A 14,646-nucleotide genomic window follows, 5' to 3' on the forward strand; every position below is an offset into this window, starting at 1 on the left:
GTCCTCAGGAGGCGGTGGTCGGGGAGGGGGCGGCGGTGAAGAACCCGTTGCGCTCCAGCACGTCGAGCGCGCCGGCCACCAGGGCGGACGGGTCGTCCGCGCGCCAGGCGAGGGAGAGGTCGATGGTCGCGGCGTCGGCGACGTCGCGGAACACGACGCCCTGCAGCTGCATGCTGCGCACCGACTCGGGCACCAGCGCGACGCCCAGCTGCGCGGCGACGAGCGCGAGCAGCGCGGCGGTGCCGGGGGCGCGGTGGGTGATGTTGGGGGAGAAGCCGGCGCGCAGGCAGCTGGACACCATCGCCTCGTTGACGGCCGAGCGGGTGTCGGCGTACGCGACGAACTCGTCGGCGGAGACGTCGACGACCTCGAGCGCGGGCTCCGCGGCGAGCCGGTGGTCGGCCGGGAGGGCGAGCACCAGCGGCTCCTGCAGCAGCGACCGGGTCTCGATGCCGGGCTCGGCGACCGGCCCGCGGAGCACGCCGAGGTCGAGGCGGCCGTCGGTCAGCCGCTCGACCTGACCGGGGGTGAGCAGGTCGGCCTGCACCTCGAGCGCGACGCCGGGCAGCGAGGAGCGGACGATCCGGGACAGACGGGCCAGCTGGGTGAACGCGCTGGTCCCGGTGAACCCGACCCGGAGCAGCCCGCGGCTGCCCTCGGCGATGCTGCGGGTGCCGACCACGCACGCGTCGAGGTCGCCGAGGATCCGGCGCACCTCGCGGTGGAAGAACTCGCCGGCCGGCGTCAGGCTGACCTGGCGGGTCGTGCGTGCCAGGAGCAGGACGTCGAGCTCGGCCTCGAGGCGTCGTACGGCCTGGGAGAGGGCGGGCTGGGCGAGATGGAGGCGCTCGGCCGCCTGGCCGAAGTGACAGGTCTCGGCCACGGCGTCGAAGTAGCGCAGCTGCTTGAGATCCATGGGTCGTCACCTCCTCCTGTCGGCCGGGCCGGTGACGGGGCCGGTGTGGTGGGCGTCACGCGGTCCCACCACGCTAGATCCGGTCGATCCAGAAACACAAAGACCAATAGTTCGCTGATTCATAACTCCCAACTATGAATCGGACCCCGGGCAAGACCTAGCAAAAGGCCTCGTGTGACGGCCGCCACGGAATGCTTGAGTTCCCGGCATCGTCCGTCGCAGACCCCACCGGGAGGACCCATGACCGAGATGCTGGACCGGATCGGCAGCGTGCTGGCCGACGCCGTCGTCGAGGAGCCGGAGGCCGGGATCTACCGCGCCAACCGGCGGATCTTCACCGACGAGGAGGTCTTCGAGCTCGAGATGAAGCACATCTTCGAGGGCAACTGGATCTACCTCGCCCACGAGAGCCAGGTGGCGAACCCGGGTGACTACTTCACGACCTACATCGGGCGTCAGCCGGTCGTCATCACCCGCGGCAAGGACGGGGAGCTGACCTGCCTGATCAACGCCTGTGCGCACCGCGGCGCGATGATCTGCCGGCGCAAGACCGACAACCGGATGACGCTGACCTGTCCCTTCCACGGCTGGACGTTCCGCAACGACGGCACCCTGCTCAAGGTCAAGGACCCCGACGGCGCCGGCTACCCGGCCTCCTTCGACCAGGGCGGCTCGCACGACATGACGAAGGTGGCGCGGTTCGAGAGCTACCGCGGCTTCCTGTTCGGCAGCCTCAACGAGGACGTCAGCACCCTGGCCGAGCACCTCGGCGACACGACCAAGGTGATCGACATGCTCGTCGACCAGTCGCCCGACGGGCTGGAGGTGCTGCGCGGCTCGTCGACCTACACCTACGACGGCAACTGGAAGGTGCAGGCCGAGAACGGCGCCGACGGCTACCACGTCACCGCCACGCACTGGAACTACGCCGCCACCACCTCGCGCCGCAACACCGGCGAGTCCACGAACGAGACGAAGACGCTCGACGCCGGCCAGTGGGGCAAGTCGGGCGGCGGCTACTGGTCCTACCCGAACGGGCACCTGTGCCTGTGGACCTGGGCCGGCAACCCGCAGGACCGCCCGCTGTGGGACCGGATGGACGAGCTCAAGGAGCAGTTCGGCGACGCCAAGGGCGAGTTCATGGTCAAGGGCTCGCGCAACCTGTGCCTCTACCCGAACGTCTACCTGATGGACCAGTTCTCCACGCAGATCCGGCACTTCCGCCCGATCGCGCCGGACCGGACCGAGGTCACCATCTACTGCATCGCCCCGAAGGGCGAGAGCGCCGCGTCGCGCGCCTGGCGGATCCGCCAGTACGAGGACTTCTTCAACGCCTCGGGCATGGCGACGCCGGACGACCTGGAGGAGTTCCGGTCGTGCCAGCTGACCTTCCGCGCGACCGCGGCGCCCTGGAACGACATGAGCCGCGGTGCCGAGCACTGGCTGACCGGACCCGACGAGGTCGCGAGGTCCCTCGGCATGGAGGGCGTCATCTCGGCCGGGCTGAAGAACGAGGACGAGGGCCTCTACCCCGTCCAGCACGGGTACTGGCGCGACACCATGCTCGCCGCGCTCGAGAAGGAGGCGGACAAGTGACCACGAACGCCCTCGCTGCCGAGACCGGCGCGAAGCTGATCACCCAGAACGCCATCGAACAGTTCCTCTACCGCGAGGCCCGCCACCTCGACGACCGCGAGTTCGAGAAGTGGCTCGAGTGCTACGCCGACGACGTCGTCTACTGGATGCCCGCGTGGACCGACGACGACGAGCTCGTCGAGGACCCCGAGAAGGACGTCTCGCTCATCTACTACCCCAACAAGGGCGGCCTGGAGGACCGGGTCTTCCGGATCCGCACCGAGCGGTCGTCGGCGACCTCGATCCCCGAGCCGCGGACCAGCCACAACATCAGCAACGTCGAGGTGATCGAGCGTCGCGGCGACACCGTGGACGTGCGCTTCAACTGGCACACCATGTACTTCCGCTACAAGACGGTCGACCCCTACTACGGCACGTCGTTCTGCACGATCGACTTCTCAGGCGAGCAGCCGCTGATCCGCCGCAAGACCGTGGTGCTGAAGAACGACTACATCCACCACGTCGTCGACGTCTACCACTTCTGAGGGGGACCGCATGTCCGTCGACACCGAGGTCGCCACCCATCAGGTCGCGCTGTCCTTCGAGGACGGCGTCACCCGGTTCATCACCTGCCGCGCCGACCAGACGGTGGCCGACGCGTCGTACCGCCAGCGGATCAACATCCCCCTCGACTGCCGCGACGGCGCGTGCGGGACCTGCAAGGCGCTCTGCGAGTCGGGGGAGTACGACGCCGGCACCTACATCGACGACGCCCTGCCCGCCGACGAGGCCGAACGCGGCTACGTGCTGCCGTGCAGCATGCGGCCACGCTCCGACCTGGTCCTGCAGGTCGCCAGCACGTCCGAGGTCGCGAAGACCCGCGCGGCGACGTACGACGCCCGGGTGACCGAGCTGACCCGGCTCTCGACCACCACCGTCGAGCTGGCCGTCGAGATCCCCGATCGCGGCGAGCTCGCCTTCCTGCCCGGCCAGTACGTCAACATCGCCGTGCCCGGCACCGACGTCACCCGGTCCTACTCGTTCAGCAGCGCGCCCCACGAGGAGCGGCTCTCGTTCCTGGTCAAGCTCACGCCCGGGGGAGCGATGTCGACCTGGCTAACCGAGCGGGCGCGCGTGGGCGACGCGTTGAGCCTGACCGGCCCGCACGGCTCCTTCTTCCTCCGCGACACGGAGCGTCCGGTGCTGCTGCTCGCGGGCGGCACGGGCCTGGCGCCGGTGCTGTCGATGCTGCGCAAGATGCGCGCCGACGCCTCGACCCGCAAGGCGCACCTGGTCTACGGGGTCAGCACCGACGAGGACCTGGTCGCGCTCGACCAGATCGCCGACGTGGCGGCCGGACTGCCCGGCCTCACCTGGGACCACTGCGTCTCCGACCCGGCGAGCACCGCGGCCAACAAGGGCTACGTGATGGGCCTGATCCGCCCCGAGCACCTCCACGACGGCGACGTGGCGATCTACCTGTGCGGTCCGCCGCCCATGGTCGAGGCGGTGCGCACCCACGTCGCCGACGCCGGCATCGAGCCGACCGGCTTCTACTACGAGAAGTTCGCACCGGCCGTGCCCGAGGCGACCTCTCCCGCCGCCGCGGCGCCCGTCGCGCCGGCCGAGGCGGGCGCCGACCCCGAGGACGAGCTGATCATCGCCCGGGACGCACGCGGCATCGCCGGCCGCACCGTCTTCGTCGCACAGACGGCCGCGTCCTCCGGGCCGGGCGAGTACGAGATCGGTGAGGAGCACCCCGACGTCCAGTCCTCCGACGCCCTCTTCGAGGCCCGCGAGGCCCTCGAGCTCGGCGCACTCGAGCTGACCATCGGCCGGCTCGGCTCCCAGCAGCTCACCGGCTACCGGCTGCTGGCCGAGGCCACGCTGCCGTACGTCGACGGCGACCGCTTCGTCGACGCCGCCTCCTACACCGAGACCAACGCGGCCTTCCACGACTACCTCTTCGTGCAGACCGGCAACGAGCACCTGCTGCAGGCCTACCAGGCCCTCGGCGTGAAGGGCCGGATGGGCGAGGTGCTGCGCAACGCGACCTGGTGCCACCCGCGCTGCGCAAGCGACCACGTCGAGATCGTCGAGGCGTTCGAGGCCGGTGACCGCGAGGTCGCCCGGCAGCTGATCGTGGCGCACGCCGATCGGTCGAAGCAGACCATGCGTCGCGCCATGTCCGAGGCCGCCGCCGCCACTCGACCGCGCTTCGTCACGCCCGGTCGGTTCACCGGGAAGGTCGTCGTGGTGACCGGTGCCGCCCAGGGCATCGGCGCGCAGGTGGCGCGCCGGATCGCCGCGGAGGGTGGTGCGCTGGTGCTGGCCGACCGGTCGGGGCTGGTCGCGGAGCTGGCCGGCGAGCTCGCCGGGCAGGGCGCGAGCGTCGTACCGGTGACCTGTGACCTCGAGGCCTGGACCGGTGCCTCCGAGCTGGCCGAGGCGGCTCGGCAGCGGTTCGGCCGGGTCGACGTCCTCGTCAACAACGTCGGCGGCGCGATCAACTTCAAGCCGTTCACGGAGTTCACCGCGGACGAGATCGCCGCCGAGCTCGACCGCTCGCTGATGACCACGCTGCTGACGTGCCGCGCCGTGCTCCCCGGCATGGTCGAGCGCCACAGCGGCGTGATCGTCAACGTCTCCTCGGCCGCGACGCGCGGCATCCACCGGATCCCCTACAGCGCGGCCAAGGGCGGCATCAACGCGATCACCGCCTCCCTCGCCCTCGAGTACGCCGACCGCGGGATCCGGGTCGTCGCCACCGCACCCGGCGGCACGGAGGCCCCGCCGCGCCGGATCTCCCGCGGCACCCCCGAGCCGCGGACCGCGGAGGAGCGCGCCTGGTTCCAGGCGCACATCGACCAGACCCTCGACTCGTCGTTGATGGGCCGCTACGGCACCCTCGACGAGCAGGCCGCGGCGATCACCTTCCTCGCCTCCGACGAGGCCACCTACATCACCGGGACGGTGCTGCCGGTCGCCGGTGGGGACCTCGGCTGACAAGCGTCCGGGCCCTACGGTGACCTTGTGACCCCCGGCCCGCACCTCGTGCCGACCCGGCGTCGAGCGCTCGACGACCTGGCCGGCACCGCGGCGCGACTGGTGCTCGTCACGGCGCCGGCGGGCGGCGGGCTGAGCACCTTCCTGCGGGCCTACGCCGAGGCGGCCGACGCCACCCACCGGCTGCTGGGGCTCTCGTGGGAGGACGCACCGGGCTCCGCTCTCGCCGGAGCCGATCCCGGCGGCGGGGACCTCGTGGTCCTCGAGGACGCGCACCATGCCGACCCGTCGTCCGTCCAGGCGCTGGTCAGCGCTGCCCGCGCCGCCGACGGGCCGCGCGTGGTGCTCGGCTGGCGGGTGCCCGGTGGCGCGGATCCTGCGCAGGACCTGCTCTTCGACAGCGTCCGTGCCGCCGCCGACGAGGTGGTCCCGCTGGCCGCGCTGAGCGCCGAGGACGTCGCGGCCCTCGCCGAGCAGCGCGGCGTCGTGCTGCCCGCGAGCCAGGTCGACCGGCTGCTGCGGCACACCGGCGGCCGGGTCCGGCACGTGGTCGAGCTGCTCGACGACGTGCCCGCGAGCGACTGGACCGCGCCCTGGTTCGCGCTGCCCGCGCCGGCCACGGCCGCCCGCGCGGTGCGGGCTGCGCTGGGCGAGCTCGATGACACCGCCCGGTCCCTGGTGCAGGCCGTCGCGGTGCTGGAGGCCGCCGACCGGCACGCCCGCGCGGTCCCGGTCGAGGACGCCGGGGCGGTCGCCGACCTCGACGCCACGACGGCCGCGATCGGTCACGCGGTCCGCAGCGGACTGCTGGTCAGCCTCGACGAGCACGACGCGTGGGCGCGCCTGCGCGATCCCGTCGTACGCCGGGAGGTGCTCGACGACCTCGGTCCGGTCCGCCGGTCCGAGCTCCACCACCGGGCGGCGGAGGTCGTCGCCGACCCCGCGGTGGCGCTGCGGCACCGGTGGTTCGCGCACCCGCGGCCCGACGACGCCCTGGCCGACCAGCTCGACGCCCTCGCGGCACAGCGGGCCGGACAGGGCGCGTGGAGCGCTGCGGCCGACCTGCTGGTGCTGGCGTCGCAGGCGAGCGCGGACCGCGAGGCCCGCGCCGACCGGCTGGTCCGTGGCGTCGACGCGCTCGTCGGTGCCGGCGAGGTGCCCCGGGCGTCGCGCTACCTGCCCGAGCTCGAGTCGTTGCGCGAGACCCCGCTGCGCAACGCGGTCCTCGGCTACCTGGCCGTCGTGCGGGGCCGGCCCGCCGAGGCGGAGAGCCGGCTCGGCCGGGCCTGGGAGCTGGTCAACCCCCGCCGCGAGGCGGGCACGGCGTCCCTCGTCGCCCAGCGCTACGTGCTGCACCACCTCGCCCGCTGCCGGCCGCGCGACCTGGTCACCTGGGCGGACCGCGCGATGGAGCTGGTCGACCCGGCCGCGCCGACCGCCGTCGAGGCGGCTGCCGTCCGTGGACTCGGGGTCGCCCCGACCGAGGGGATCGACGTCGCCCTCGACGGCTACCGAGCGTTGATGGAGCGCGTCCCCGAGGGGCCGGTCGCGCAACGGGTGACCATGGCGTCAGGCTGGCTGCACCTCGCCGCCGACGACCCCGACCGGGCGCGTGAGGAGCTGGAGAGCGCCGTACCCACGGACTTCCTGGGCGGTTCGCTGCGGATCTCGCTGTGGGCGCGGGGCTGGCTGGCGCGCGTGCAGTTCCAGGCCGGCGACTGGGACGAGGCGATGCGTACGGCGAGTGCCGGCCTCGAGCTCGCCCAGCGCTCCGGGATGAGCCTGCTGGTGCCGCTCCTGGCCTGGACGCGCACCCAGGTGCTCGCGCTGCGCGGGGACTGGGAGGCCGCCGAGCAGTCGCTGCGGACGGGCGACGCCGTGAGCCGCGACTACGAGCTGATGCGGGTGCCCGCGGCGCTGGCCCGGGCGGCGTACAGCGAGGCGCGGGCGGACTACCCCGCCGTGGTGCGGGCGCTCGCGCCGCTCACCCAGCCGTGGGCACGCGACTGGGTCGAGCAGCCGGGCTACTGGCCGTGGGCCGACGTGCACGCCAATGCGCTCGTCCTGGTCGGCCGGCAAGACGAGGCAGACGCCTTCCTGGCCCGGCACGAGCAGGTCGCCCGCGAGCACGGCCACATGTCCGCGACGGCCCGGCTCGCCTACGCCCGCGGCCGCTGGTACGGCGTGCGTGGCGACCTCGACGCTGCCCGCGCCTGCTTCCAGGAGGCGATCGCGCTGCTCGAGCCGCTGCCGCTGCGCTACGACCGGGCCCGTGTCCACTTCGCGTTCGGCCAGACCCTGCGCCGGGCCGGCCGGCGGGCCGAGGCGGACGCCGTGATCACCGCCGCCCGCGACGCCTACCTCGCCCTCGGCGCCGCGACGTACGTCGCCCGCTGCGACCGCGAGCTCGCCGCGGGTGGCGTCAACGTGGTGCGGGGGCACCGCGAGTTCGACGACCTCACCCCGCAGGAGGAGGCCGTGGCCGGACTGGTCGCGCAGGGCCGCAGCAACAAGGAGGTCGCCGCCGAGCTGTTCTTGTCGGTGAAGACCGTGCAGTTCCACCTCACCCGGGTCTACGCGAAGCTCGGCGTCCGCTCGCGCGCCGAGCTCGCCGCGCGGCGGTCGCGATGAGCGCGGTGCCGCTCGTCGCCGAGCCGTGGGCGGAGCCCTCCGCCGGCTGAGCCTCGCGGCCGAGGTCGTGCCGGACTGTCGTCGCGAGGTGCCCATCCATCACCCGGCGTGATGGATGGGCACCCGGGTCAGGACCGGCAATTGCCCTCGGGTGACGGCGGTCACGTCTTGGCAGGGTCGTGCCCGACCCGATCCCTCCCCTCAGGAGCAGCCCGATGACCACCCACCCACCCACCGCACCCGGCGACCGCCGTACCGTCGCCTGGGCCGTGGCGCTGTGCGCCGCCGCCCTCGTCTTCGACGGCTACGACCTCGTGGTCTACGGCACCGTCGTCCCCGTCCTGCTCGGCGACCCGAGCCAGCTCGGGGCGCTCACCCCGGCCGCCGCCGGGCGCCTCGGCAGCTACGCCCTGGTCGGCGTGCTCGTCGGTGCGCTGGCCGCCGGTGCCGTCGCCGACCGGATCGGGCGCCGGAGGGTGGTGCTGGTCAACCTGGTCTGGTTCTCTGTCGGCATGGGGGCGACCGCGACGACGCACAGCGTGGCGGCCTTCGGGATCGGCCGGTTCCTGACCGGCATCGGCATCGGTGCGCTGGTGGCGACCGTGGGTGCCCTGGTCGCCGAGCTCGCCCCGGCCGGGCAGCGCAACCGCTTCAACGCCGTCGTCTACAGCGGGATCCCCGCCGGCGGCGTGCTGGCCGCGCTCGTCGCGCTCGTCCTCGACGACGTGACCGGCTGGCGCGGCCTGTTCTGGGTCGGGGCGCTGCCGATCGTCGTGCTCTTCCCGCTGGCCCTGCTCAAGCTGCCCGAGTCGCCGAAGTGGCTCGCCGAGCGTGGCCGTCCGCGCGCCACCCGCGAGCCCGTCGGCTTCGCCGCCCTCGCCAGCCGCCGCTACGGCCCGGCCACCCTGCTGCTCGGCACGATGAGCTTCGCCGGCCTGCTGCTCACCTACGGCCTCAACACCTGGCTGCCCGAGATCATGGGACAGAACGGCTACGGCAAGGACTGGGCGCTCACCTTCCTGCTCGTCCTCAACGGCGGTGCCATCGTGGGCGGCCTGCTCGCCTCGACCGCCGCCGACCGCCTCGGCGCCCGCAGCGTCGTCGTCACCACCTTCTTGATGGCGACCGTCGCGCTGCTGCTCCTGCCGCTCGGGCTGCCGCTCGGCGTCCTCGTCCTCGCCGTCGCGGTCGCCGGCATCGGCACGATCGGCACGCAGGTCCTCGTCTACGGCCTGGTCTCCAACTACTACCCGACCTCGGCCCGGGGTGCGGGTGTCGCCTGGTGCGCCGGCTTCGGTCGCCTGGGCGGCATCCTCGGCCCGGTCATCGGAGGTGCCCTCGTCGGTGCGGGCCTGGGCGGCGGTACGGCGTTCCGCATCTTCGCCGCGGTCGCCGTCGCCGGTGCCGTCGTGACGCTGCTCGTGCCGCGCTCGCGTGCCGAGGAGGAGGCTGCCCCGGTCGCCGGACAGGACGGCCTGGCCGTGGCGGCCACGTGACCCGACCCCGCCCGCGAGACGTCGTCCGCGACCTCGGCCCGACCGAGGTCGCGAACGGCGTCGTCGGCGCGATCTTCGCGATGACCGGCCCGGTGGCGGTGATCCTGACGGCGGCCGCGAGCGCGGGCCTCCCGCCGGACCTGGTCAGCTCGTGGATCTTCGGGGTCTTCGTGCTCAACGGCGTGCTCACCGTGCTCGCGTGCTGGGCGTACCGCCAGCCGCTGGCCTTCTTCTGGACCATCCCCGGAACCGCACTCGTCGGGCAGGCCGCCGACCACCTGCCGTGGTCCGACGTGCTCGGCGCCTACCTGCTGACCGCGCTGCTGCTCGTCGCGCTGGGCGCGGTCGGTCGCGTCGACCGACTGATGGCTGCCCTGCCGATCCCGGTGGTGATGGCGATGGTGGCGGGTGTCTTCCTCGGCTTCGGGACCGGGCTCGTCTCCGCGCTCGGCACGACGGCCCGGGTCGCCGCACCGATGGTGCTGGCCTTCGTCGCGGTCGCCCTCGTCCCGCGGGCCCGCGCGGTGCTGCCTCCGGTCGTCGCCGCCGTCCTCGTCGGCGCCGGGGCCGTCGTGGTCACCGGCACCGGCGACCCGGTCGCGTGGCCCGAGAGCGTGTTCGCCGCCCCCGTCCTGCAGGCGCCGACCTTCTCCTGGGCGGCGGCTGCCGAGCTCGTGCTGCCCCTCGCGGTCACCGTGGTGTTCGTCCAGAACGCCCAGGGGATGGCGGTCCTGGCGGCGGCCGGACACCGCGCGCCGATGCGCTTCGTGACGATCGCATGCGGCTTGGTGTCCGTCCCGGCCGCCGCGGTGGGCGCGGTCAGCAGCTGCCTGACCGGGCCGACCAACGCGCTGCTGACGGCGTCCGGCCGGCGCGAGCGCCACTACGCCGCCGGCATCGTGTGCGGCATCGTCGCGGTCGGCTTCGGCGTGCTCGCGCCCCTGGCCGTTGCGCTGCTCGGCGCCGCGCCGGCGGCGTTCGTCGCGGCCCTGGCCGGACTGGCCCTGCTCCGTGCGCTGCAGAGCGCGTTCGCCACGGCCTTCGCCGGACCCGACGTCACCGCGCCGCTGCTGACCTTCCTGGTCACCGCGTCCGGCGTCACCTTCCTCTCGCTGGGCGCACCCTTCTGGGGCCTGGTGACCGGGGTGGTCGCGACCTGGCTCGCCGACCGGCGCTCACCGGAAGGTCAGCCAGGCTCCGACCGCGGTCGTGAGGGGAGCCGCCACCAGCCACCAGGTCAGCGCTGAGCGGTGGTGGATCGCCCGACCCGCGACGACCGCGATGGCCATGAACGCGCCGGCGATCACGTTGAGTCCGGCGCGGGCCGCGGTCGCCGCGGGGTCGATCTCGAGCGCGGCGACGACCATCCCGGCGGCGAGGTGCGCGGTGGTGAAGACCATGAGGGTCGACATCACCCATCGCTGCACGTTCGTCAGGGCCCGGTCGTTGACCGGGCGGACCGGGTGTGCCGGGTCCATCAGGTGCCGGCGGCGACGAGGTGCGGCGTCCATCCGCATGTCGGTCGTCATCGTCAGACCTCCACCGGGGCGCCGATCAGCGATCCGTACTCCACCCACGAGCCGTCGTAGTTGCGGACGTCGGGCAGGTCGAGCAGCTCGTGCAGGACGAACCAGGTGTGCGCGCTGCGCTCGCCGACGCGGCAGTAGACCGTGACCGGGCTGCCGTCGAGGGCCAGCCCGGCGCCGCCGTACAGGGCCCGGAGCTCGTCGTCGCTGCGGAAGCTGCCGTCCTCGGCGGCCGCCTGCGACCACGGCACGTTGACCGCGGTCGGCACGTGGCCGGGCACCTGCGGCTGCTCCTGCGGGAAGTGCGCCGGCGCGAGGATCTCGCCGCTGAACTCGGCGGGGGAGCGGACGTCGACGATCTCGCGGACCCCGATCGCCGCGATCACGTCGTCGCGGAAGGCGCGCAGAGCCGGGTCGGCCGGCCCGGCGGTGTACGTCGACTCCGCGCGGTGGGTGACGACGTCGTCGAGCGGGCGGCCCTCGAGCTCCCACTTCTTGCGGCCGCCGTCGAGGAGGCGGACGTCGGTGTGGCCGTAGAGCTTGAGGACCCAGTACGCGTAGGCGGCGAACCAGTTGTTGTCGCCGCCGTAGAGGACGACGGTGTCGTCGTTGCCCACCCCGTGCCGGCTCATCAGCGCCGCGAAGGCGGACTGGTCGACCACGTCGCGCCGGGGCACCTGGCGCAGGTCGGTGGACCAGTCGAGGCTGGTCGAGCCCGGGACGTGGCTGGTGCCGTGGAGGGCCGGGTTCTCGTCGACCTCGATCACGACGAGGTCCGGGGCGCCGAGGCGCTCCTCGAGCCAGTCGCCGTCGACGAGGACATCGCTGCGGGCCATGGGGTCTCCTCAGGTGTTTGGTTTGTGTGGCAATGGTTTGTACACCAACTATTGCTACGCTAACAACATGCCGGCCGTCCCTGATTCCCGTCCGCAGGTCGAGAACCCGCTCGCGCTCGACCAGCAGGTCTGCTTCGCCCTGGCGATCGCCTCGCGCAACGTCATCGCGCTCTACCGGCCGCTGCTCGAGCCGCTCGGCCTGACCCACCCGCGGTACCTCGTGATGCTCGCGCTGTGGGAGGGCGAGCCGCTGCGCGTCACCGAGCTCTCGAAGCTGCTCGACCTCGACCCCGGCACCCTCTCGCCGCTGCTCAAGCGGCTGGAGGCGGCCGGCTACCTGCGCCGTGAGCGCGATCCCCGCGACGAGCGCGCGCTCGCCGTCGTGCTGACCGAGCGCGGCCGCGCCCTGCGCACCGACGCCGAGGCGATCCCGCCCGCGATCGTCGAGCGGCTCGGGATGCCGCTCGAGGAGCTCCTCGACCTGCACGCCCGGCTCACGGCCGTGATCGCCGCTACCCGCTGACCAGCTCGCGCACCAGGCCGAGCGTGCGCAGCAGGTGGGCCTCGGTCCGGTCGCTGCGGTGCGCGACCGCCAGCTCGACGGTCGGGACGGGCCGGGCGAGCGGGACGTAGACGACGCCGCTGAGGGCCAGCGCCTGCACCGGCTCGGGGACGACGGCCACGCCCAGTCCACCCGCGACGAGGGTGGCCAGGGTGGAGGTCTCGCCGACCTCGTGCCGGATGTGCGGGTCCACGCCGGCCTGGGCGAAGAGCGCGCGAACCACGCCGTACATCGCGGAGCGCCGGCCGGCCGAGTGCACGATCAGGTCGGTCCCGGCGAGGTCGGCGACCCGCAGCCAGCGTCGGGTGGCCAGACGGTGCCGGACGGGTACGGCGACCACGAGTCGCTCCTCGCGCAGCGTCGTGAGCGTCAGCGAGGCGTCGTCGACGGGAGGTCGCAGCAGGGCCAGGTCGATCGCGCCGGTGCGCAGCGCCTCCACCTGGTCGGCGACGAGCATCTCGCCGCGGAACGCGAAGTCCACGCCGGGCAGCTCCTCGGCCAGCCGTCGGGACAGGTCCGGCAGCAGGCTGTAGGTCGCCGACCCGACGCAGCCGATCGCGAGCCTGCCGACCGCGCCGGCGGCGACCCGGCGGGCCTCGTCGGCGGCATCGTCGACGGCGGCCAGGATCGCCCGGGCCCGCTCCAGGTAGGCGGATCCGGCCGCGGTCAGGTCGACGCGACGGGTGGTGCGGACGAACAGCTCGGCGCCGACCTCCGCCTCCAGGCGGCGGATCTGCTGGGAGAGCGGGGGCTGGGCCATGTGCAGCCGCTCGGCGGCGCGGCCGAAGTGACGTTCCTCGGCGACGGTGACGAAGTACCGCAGGTGGCGCAGCAGATCCATATCTCAGATCGTCTCAATCGTGTCGAATACTGATCCTTCACAATATCAACTCGGCCGCCTAGCGTCGGAGACGTGAGCTCCTTCGTCTACGCAGCGGTCCGCACCCCGTTCGGCCGGTTCAACGGCTCCCTCGCCGGTGTCCGCACCGACGACCTCGGTGCCGCCGTCGTCTCCTCGGTCCTGGCCCGCACGCCCGGCCTCGACCCCGCCGCGATCGGCGACGTGGTCTGGGGCAACGCCAATGGTGCGGGGGAGGACAACCGCAACGTCGGCCGGATGGCGACCCTGCTGGCCGGCGTGCCCGTCAGCGTGCCGGCCACCACCGTCAACCGCCTGTGCGGCTCCAGCCTCGACGCCGTGATGATCGGCTCGCGCACGATCGAGACCGGTGACGCCGACATCGTCCTCACCGGCGGCGTCGAGTCGATGACCCGGGCTCCGTGGGTGCTGCCCAAGCCCGACCGGGCGTTCCCGGCCGCCGACGTCACCGCGGTCTCGACGACCCTCGGCTGGCGGCTGGTGAACCCGCGGATGCCGAAGGAGTGGACGGTCAGCCTCGGCGAGGCCAACGAGCAGCTGCAGGAGAGGTTCGGGATCTCCCGCGAACGCCAGGACGAGTTCGCCGCGCGCTCGCACCGGCTCGCCCACCAGGCCTGGGAGGACGGTTTCTACGACGACCTCGTCGTCCACGTCGACGGCAGCGACCTCGTCCGTGACGAGGGCATCCGTCCCGGCAGCACGCCCGAGTCGCTCGGCGGCCTCAAGCCGGTCTTCCGCAAGGACGGCACGATCACCGCCGGCAACGCCTCCCCGCTCAGCGACGGCGCCTCCGCCGTCCTGCTCGGCTCGGAGGCCGCCGCCGACCGGATCGGTACGACGCCACTGGCGCGCGTGGCCGGCCGGGCGGCGTACGCCCTCGAGCCGCAGGCCTTCGGCTACGCACCCGTCGAGGCCGCCAACGCCGCCCTCGCCCGCGCCGGCATCGCGTGGTCCGACGTCGGAGCGGTGGAGCTCAACGAGGCCTTCGCCGTCCAGTCCCTCGCCTGCGTCGACGCCTGGCCGATCGACCCCGAGATCGTCAACCAGCGCGGCGGCGCGATCGCCCTGGGCCACCCGCTCGGCGCGTCCGGCGGCCGGCTGGTCGGCACGCTGGCCAAGGTGCTGCGCGAGACCGGCCAGCGCTGGGGCGTCGCCGGCATCTGCATCGGCGTGGGCCAGGGCCTGGCCGTCGTCCTCGAGAACCCGGAGGCCTCCTGA

General features: G+C 73.3%; 12 protein-coding genes. 8 read left to right on the top strand and 4 right to left on the bottom strand.

Features of this window, described 5'->3' with window-relative positions:
• Positions 1 to 4: 4 nt before the first annotated feature.
• Complete coding sequence (locus tag BJ958_RS25000) at positions 5 to 916, bottom strand: LysR substrate-binding domain-containing protein (RefSeq protein WP_179729487.1); 912 nt, start codon at positions 914 to 916, stop codon at positions 5 to 7.
• A gap of 240 nt (positions 917 to 1,156) precedes the next feature.
• Between BJ958_RS25000 and benA the strand changes: the two genes are divergently transcribed.
• From benA to BJ958_RS25030, 6 genes are all read left to right on the top strand, one after another.
• Positions 1,157 to 2,512 (top strand): benzoate 1,2-dioxygenase large subunit, encoded by a 1,356-nt coding sequence (gene benA, locus BJ958_RS25005; RefSeq protein WP_179729488.1) that lies wholly within the window; start codon positions 1,157 to 1,159, stop codon positions 2,510 to 2,512.
• Positions 2,509 to 3,036 (top strand): benzoate 1,2-dioxygenase small subunit, encoded by a 528-nt coding sequence (benB, locus tag BJ958_RS25010; RefSeq protein WP_179729489.1) that lies wholly within the window; start codon positions 2,509 to 2,511, stop codon positions 3,034 to 3,036. The genes benA and benB overlap by 4 nt, the downstream gene beginning before the upstream one ends.
• Positions 3,037 to 3,046: 10 nt before the next feature.
• Positions 3,047 to 5,497 carry a benzoate 1,2-dioxygenase electron transfer component BenC gene (benC, locus tag BJ958_RS28855; protein ID WP_179729490.1) on the top strand — a complete coding sequence of 817 codons (2,451 nt, stop codon included), beginning with the start codon at positions 3,047 to 3,049 and terminating at the stop codon, positions 5,495 to 5,497.
• Positions 5,498 to 5,524: 27 nt separating this feature from the next.
• Positions 5,525 to 8,128: a LuxR family transcriptional regulator gene (locus tag BJ958_RS29245; RefSeq protein WP_218865966.1), complete on the top strand. Its 2,604-nt coding sequence runs from the start codon at positions 5,525 to 5,527 to the stop codon at positions 8,126 to 8,128.
• 215 nt (positions 8,129 to 8,343) lie between these two features.
• Positions 8,344 to 9,624 carry an MFS transporter gene (locus tag BJ958_RS25025; RefSeq protein WP_179729491.1) on the top strand — a complete coding sequence of 427 codons (1,281 nt, stop codon included), beginning with the start codon at positions 8,344 to 8,346 and terminating at the stop codon, positions 9,622 to 9,624.
• Entirely contained in the window at positions 9,621 to 10,871 is a 1,251-nt protein-coding gene (locus BJ958_RS25030) for a benzoate/H(+) symporter BenE family transporter (RefSeq protein WP_179729492.1), read from the top strand. The genes BJ958_RS25025 and BJ958_RS25030 overlap by 4 nt, the downstream gene beginning before the upstream one ends.
• On the opposite strand, the gene BJ958_RS25035 is transcribed toward BJ958_RS25030, so the two are convergent.
• Both BJ958_RS25035 and BJ958_RS25040 read right to left on the bottom strand, forming a co-directional pair.
• On the bottom strand, positions 10,800 to 11,153 hold the full coding sequence (locus tag BJ958_RS25035) for a hypothetical protein (RefSeq protein ID WP_246319098.1): 354 nt from the start codon (positions 11,151 to 11,153) through the stop codon (positions 10,800 to 10,802). The genes BJ958_RS25030 and BJ958_RS25035 overlap by 72 nt on opposite strands.
• A gap of 2 nt (positions 11,154 to 11,155) precedes the next feature.
• Positions 11,156 to 11,986, bottom strand: coding sequence for a sulfurtransferase (locus tag BJ958_RS25040; protein WP_179729493.1), 831 nt, complete (start codon positions 11,984 to 11,986; stop codon positions 11,156 to 11,158).
• Between the two features lie 67 nt (positions 11,987 to 12,053).
• Between BJ958_RS25040 and BJ958_RS25045 the strand changes: the two genes are divergently transcribed.
• Positions 12,054 to 12,509 carry a MarR family winged helix-turn-helix transcriptional regulator gene (locus BJ958_RS25045; protein WP_179729494.1) on the top strand — a complete coding sequence of 152 codons (456 nt, stop codon included), beginning with the start codon at positions 12,054 to 12,056 and terminating at the stop codon, positions 12,507 to 12,509.
• On the opposite strand, the gene BJ958_RS25050 is transcribed toward BJ958_RS25045, so the two are convergent.
• Entirely contained in the window at positions 12,499 to 13,389 is an 891-nt protein-coding gene (locus BJ958_RS25050; RefSeq protein ID WP_179729495.1) for a LysR substrate-binding domain-containing protein, read from the bottom strand. The two genes, BJ958_RS25045 and BJ958_RS25050, sit on opposite strands and share 11 nt — an antisense overlap.
• 72 nt (positions 13,390 to 13,461) lie before the next feature.
• On the opposite strand from BJ958_RS25050, the gene BJ958_RS25055 reads away from it, so the two are divergent.
• The gene (locus BJ958_RS25055) at positions 13,462 to 14,646 is read left to right on the top strand and encodes an acetyl-CoA C-acyltransferase (protein ID WP_179729496.1); all 1,185 of its coding nucleotides are present in this window, start codon (positions 13,462 to 13,464) and stop codon (positions 14,644 to 14,646) included.

Source organism: Nocardioides kongjuensis (assembly GCF_013409625.1).
Taxonomy (GTDB): domain Bacteria; phylum Actinomycetota; class Actinomycetes; order Propionibacteriales; family Nocardioidaceae; genus Nocardioides; species Nocardioides kongjuensis.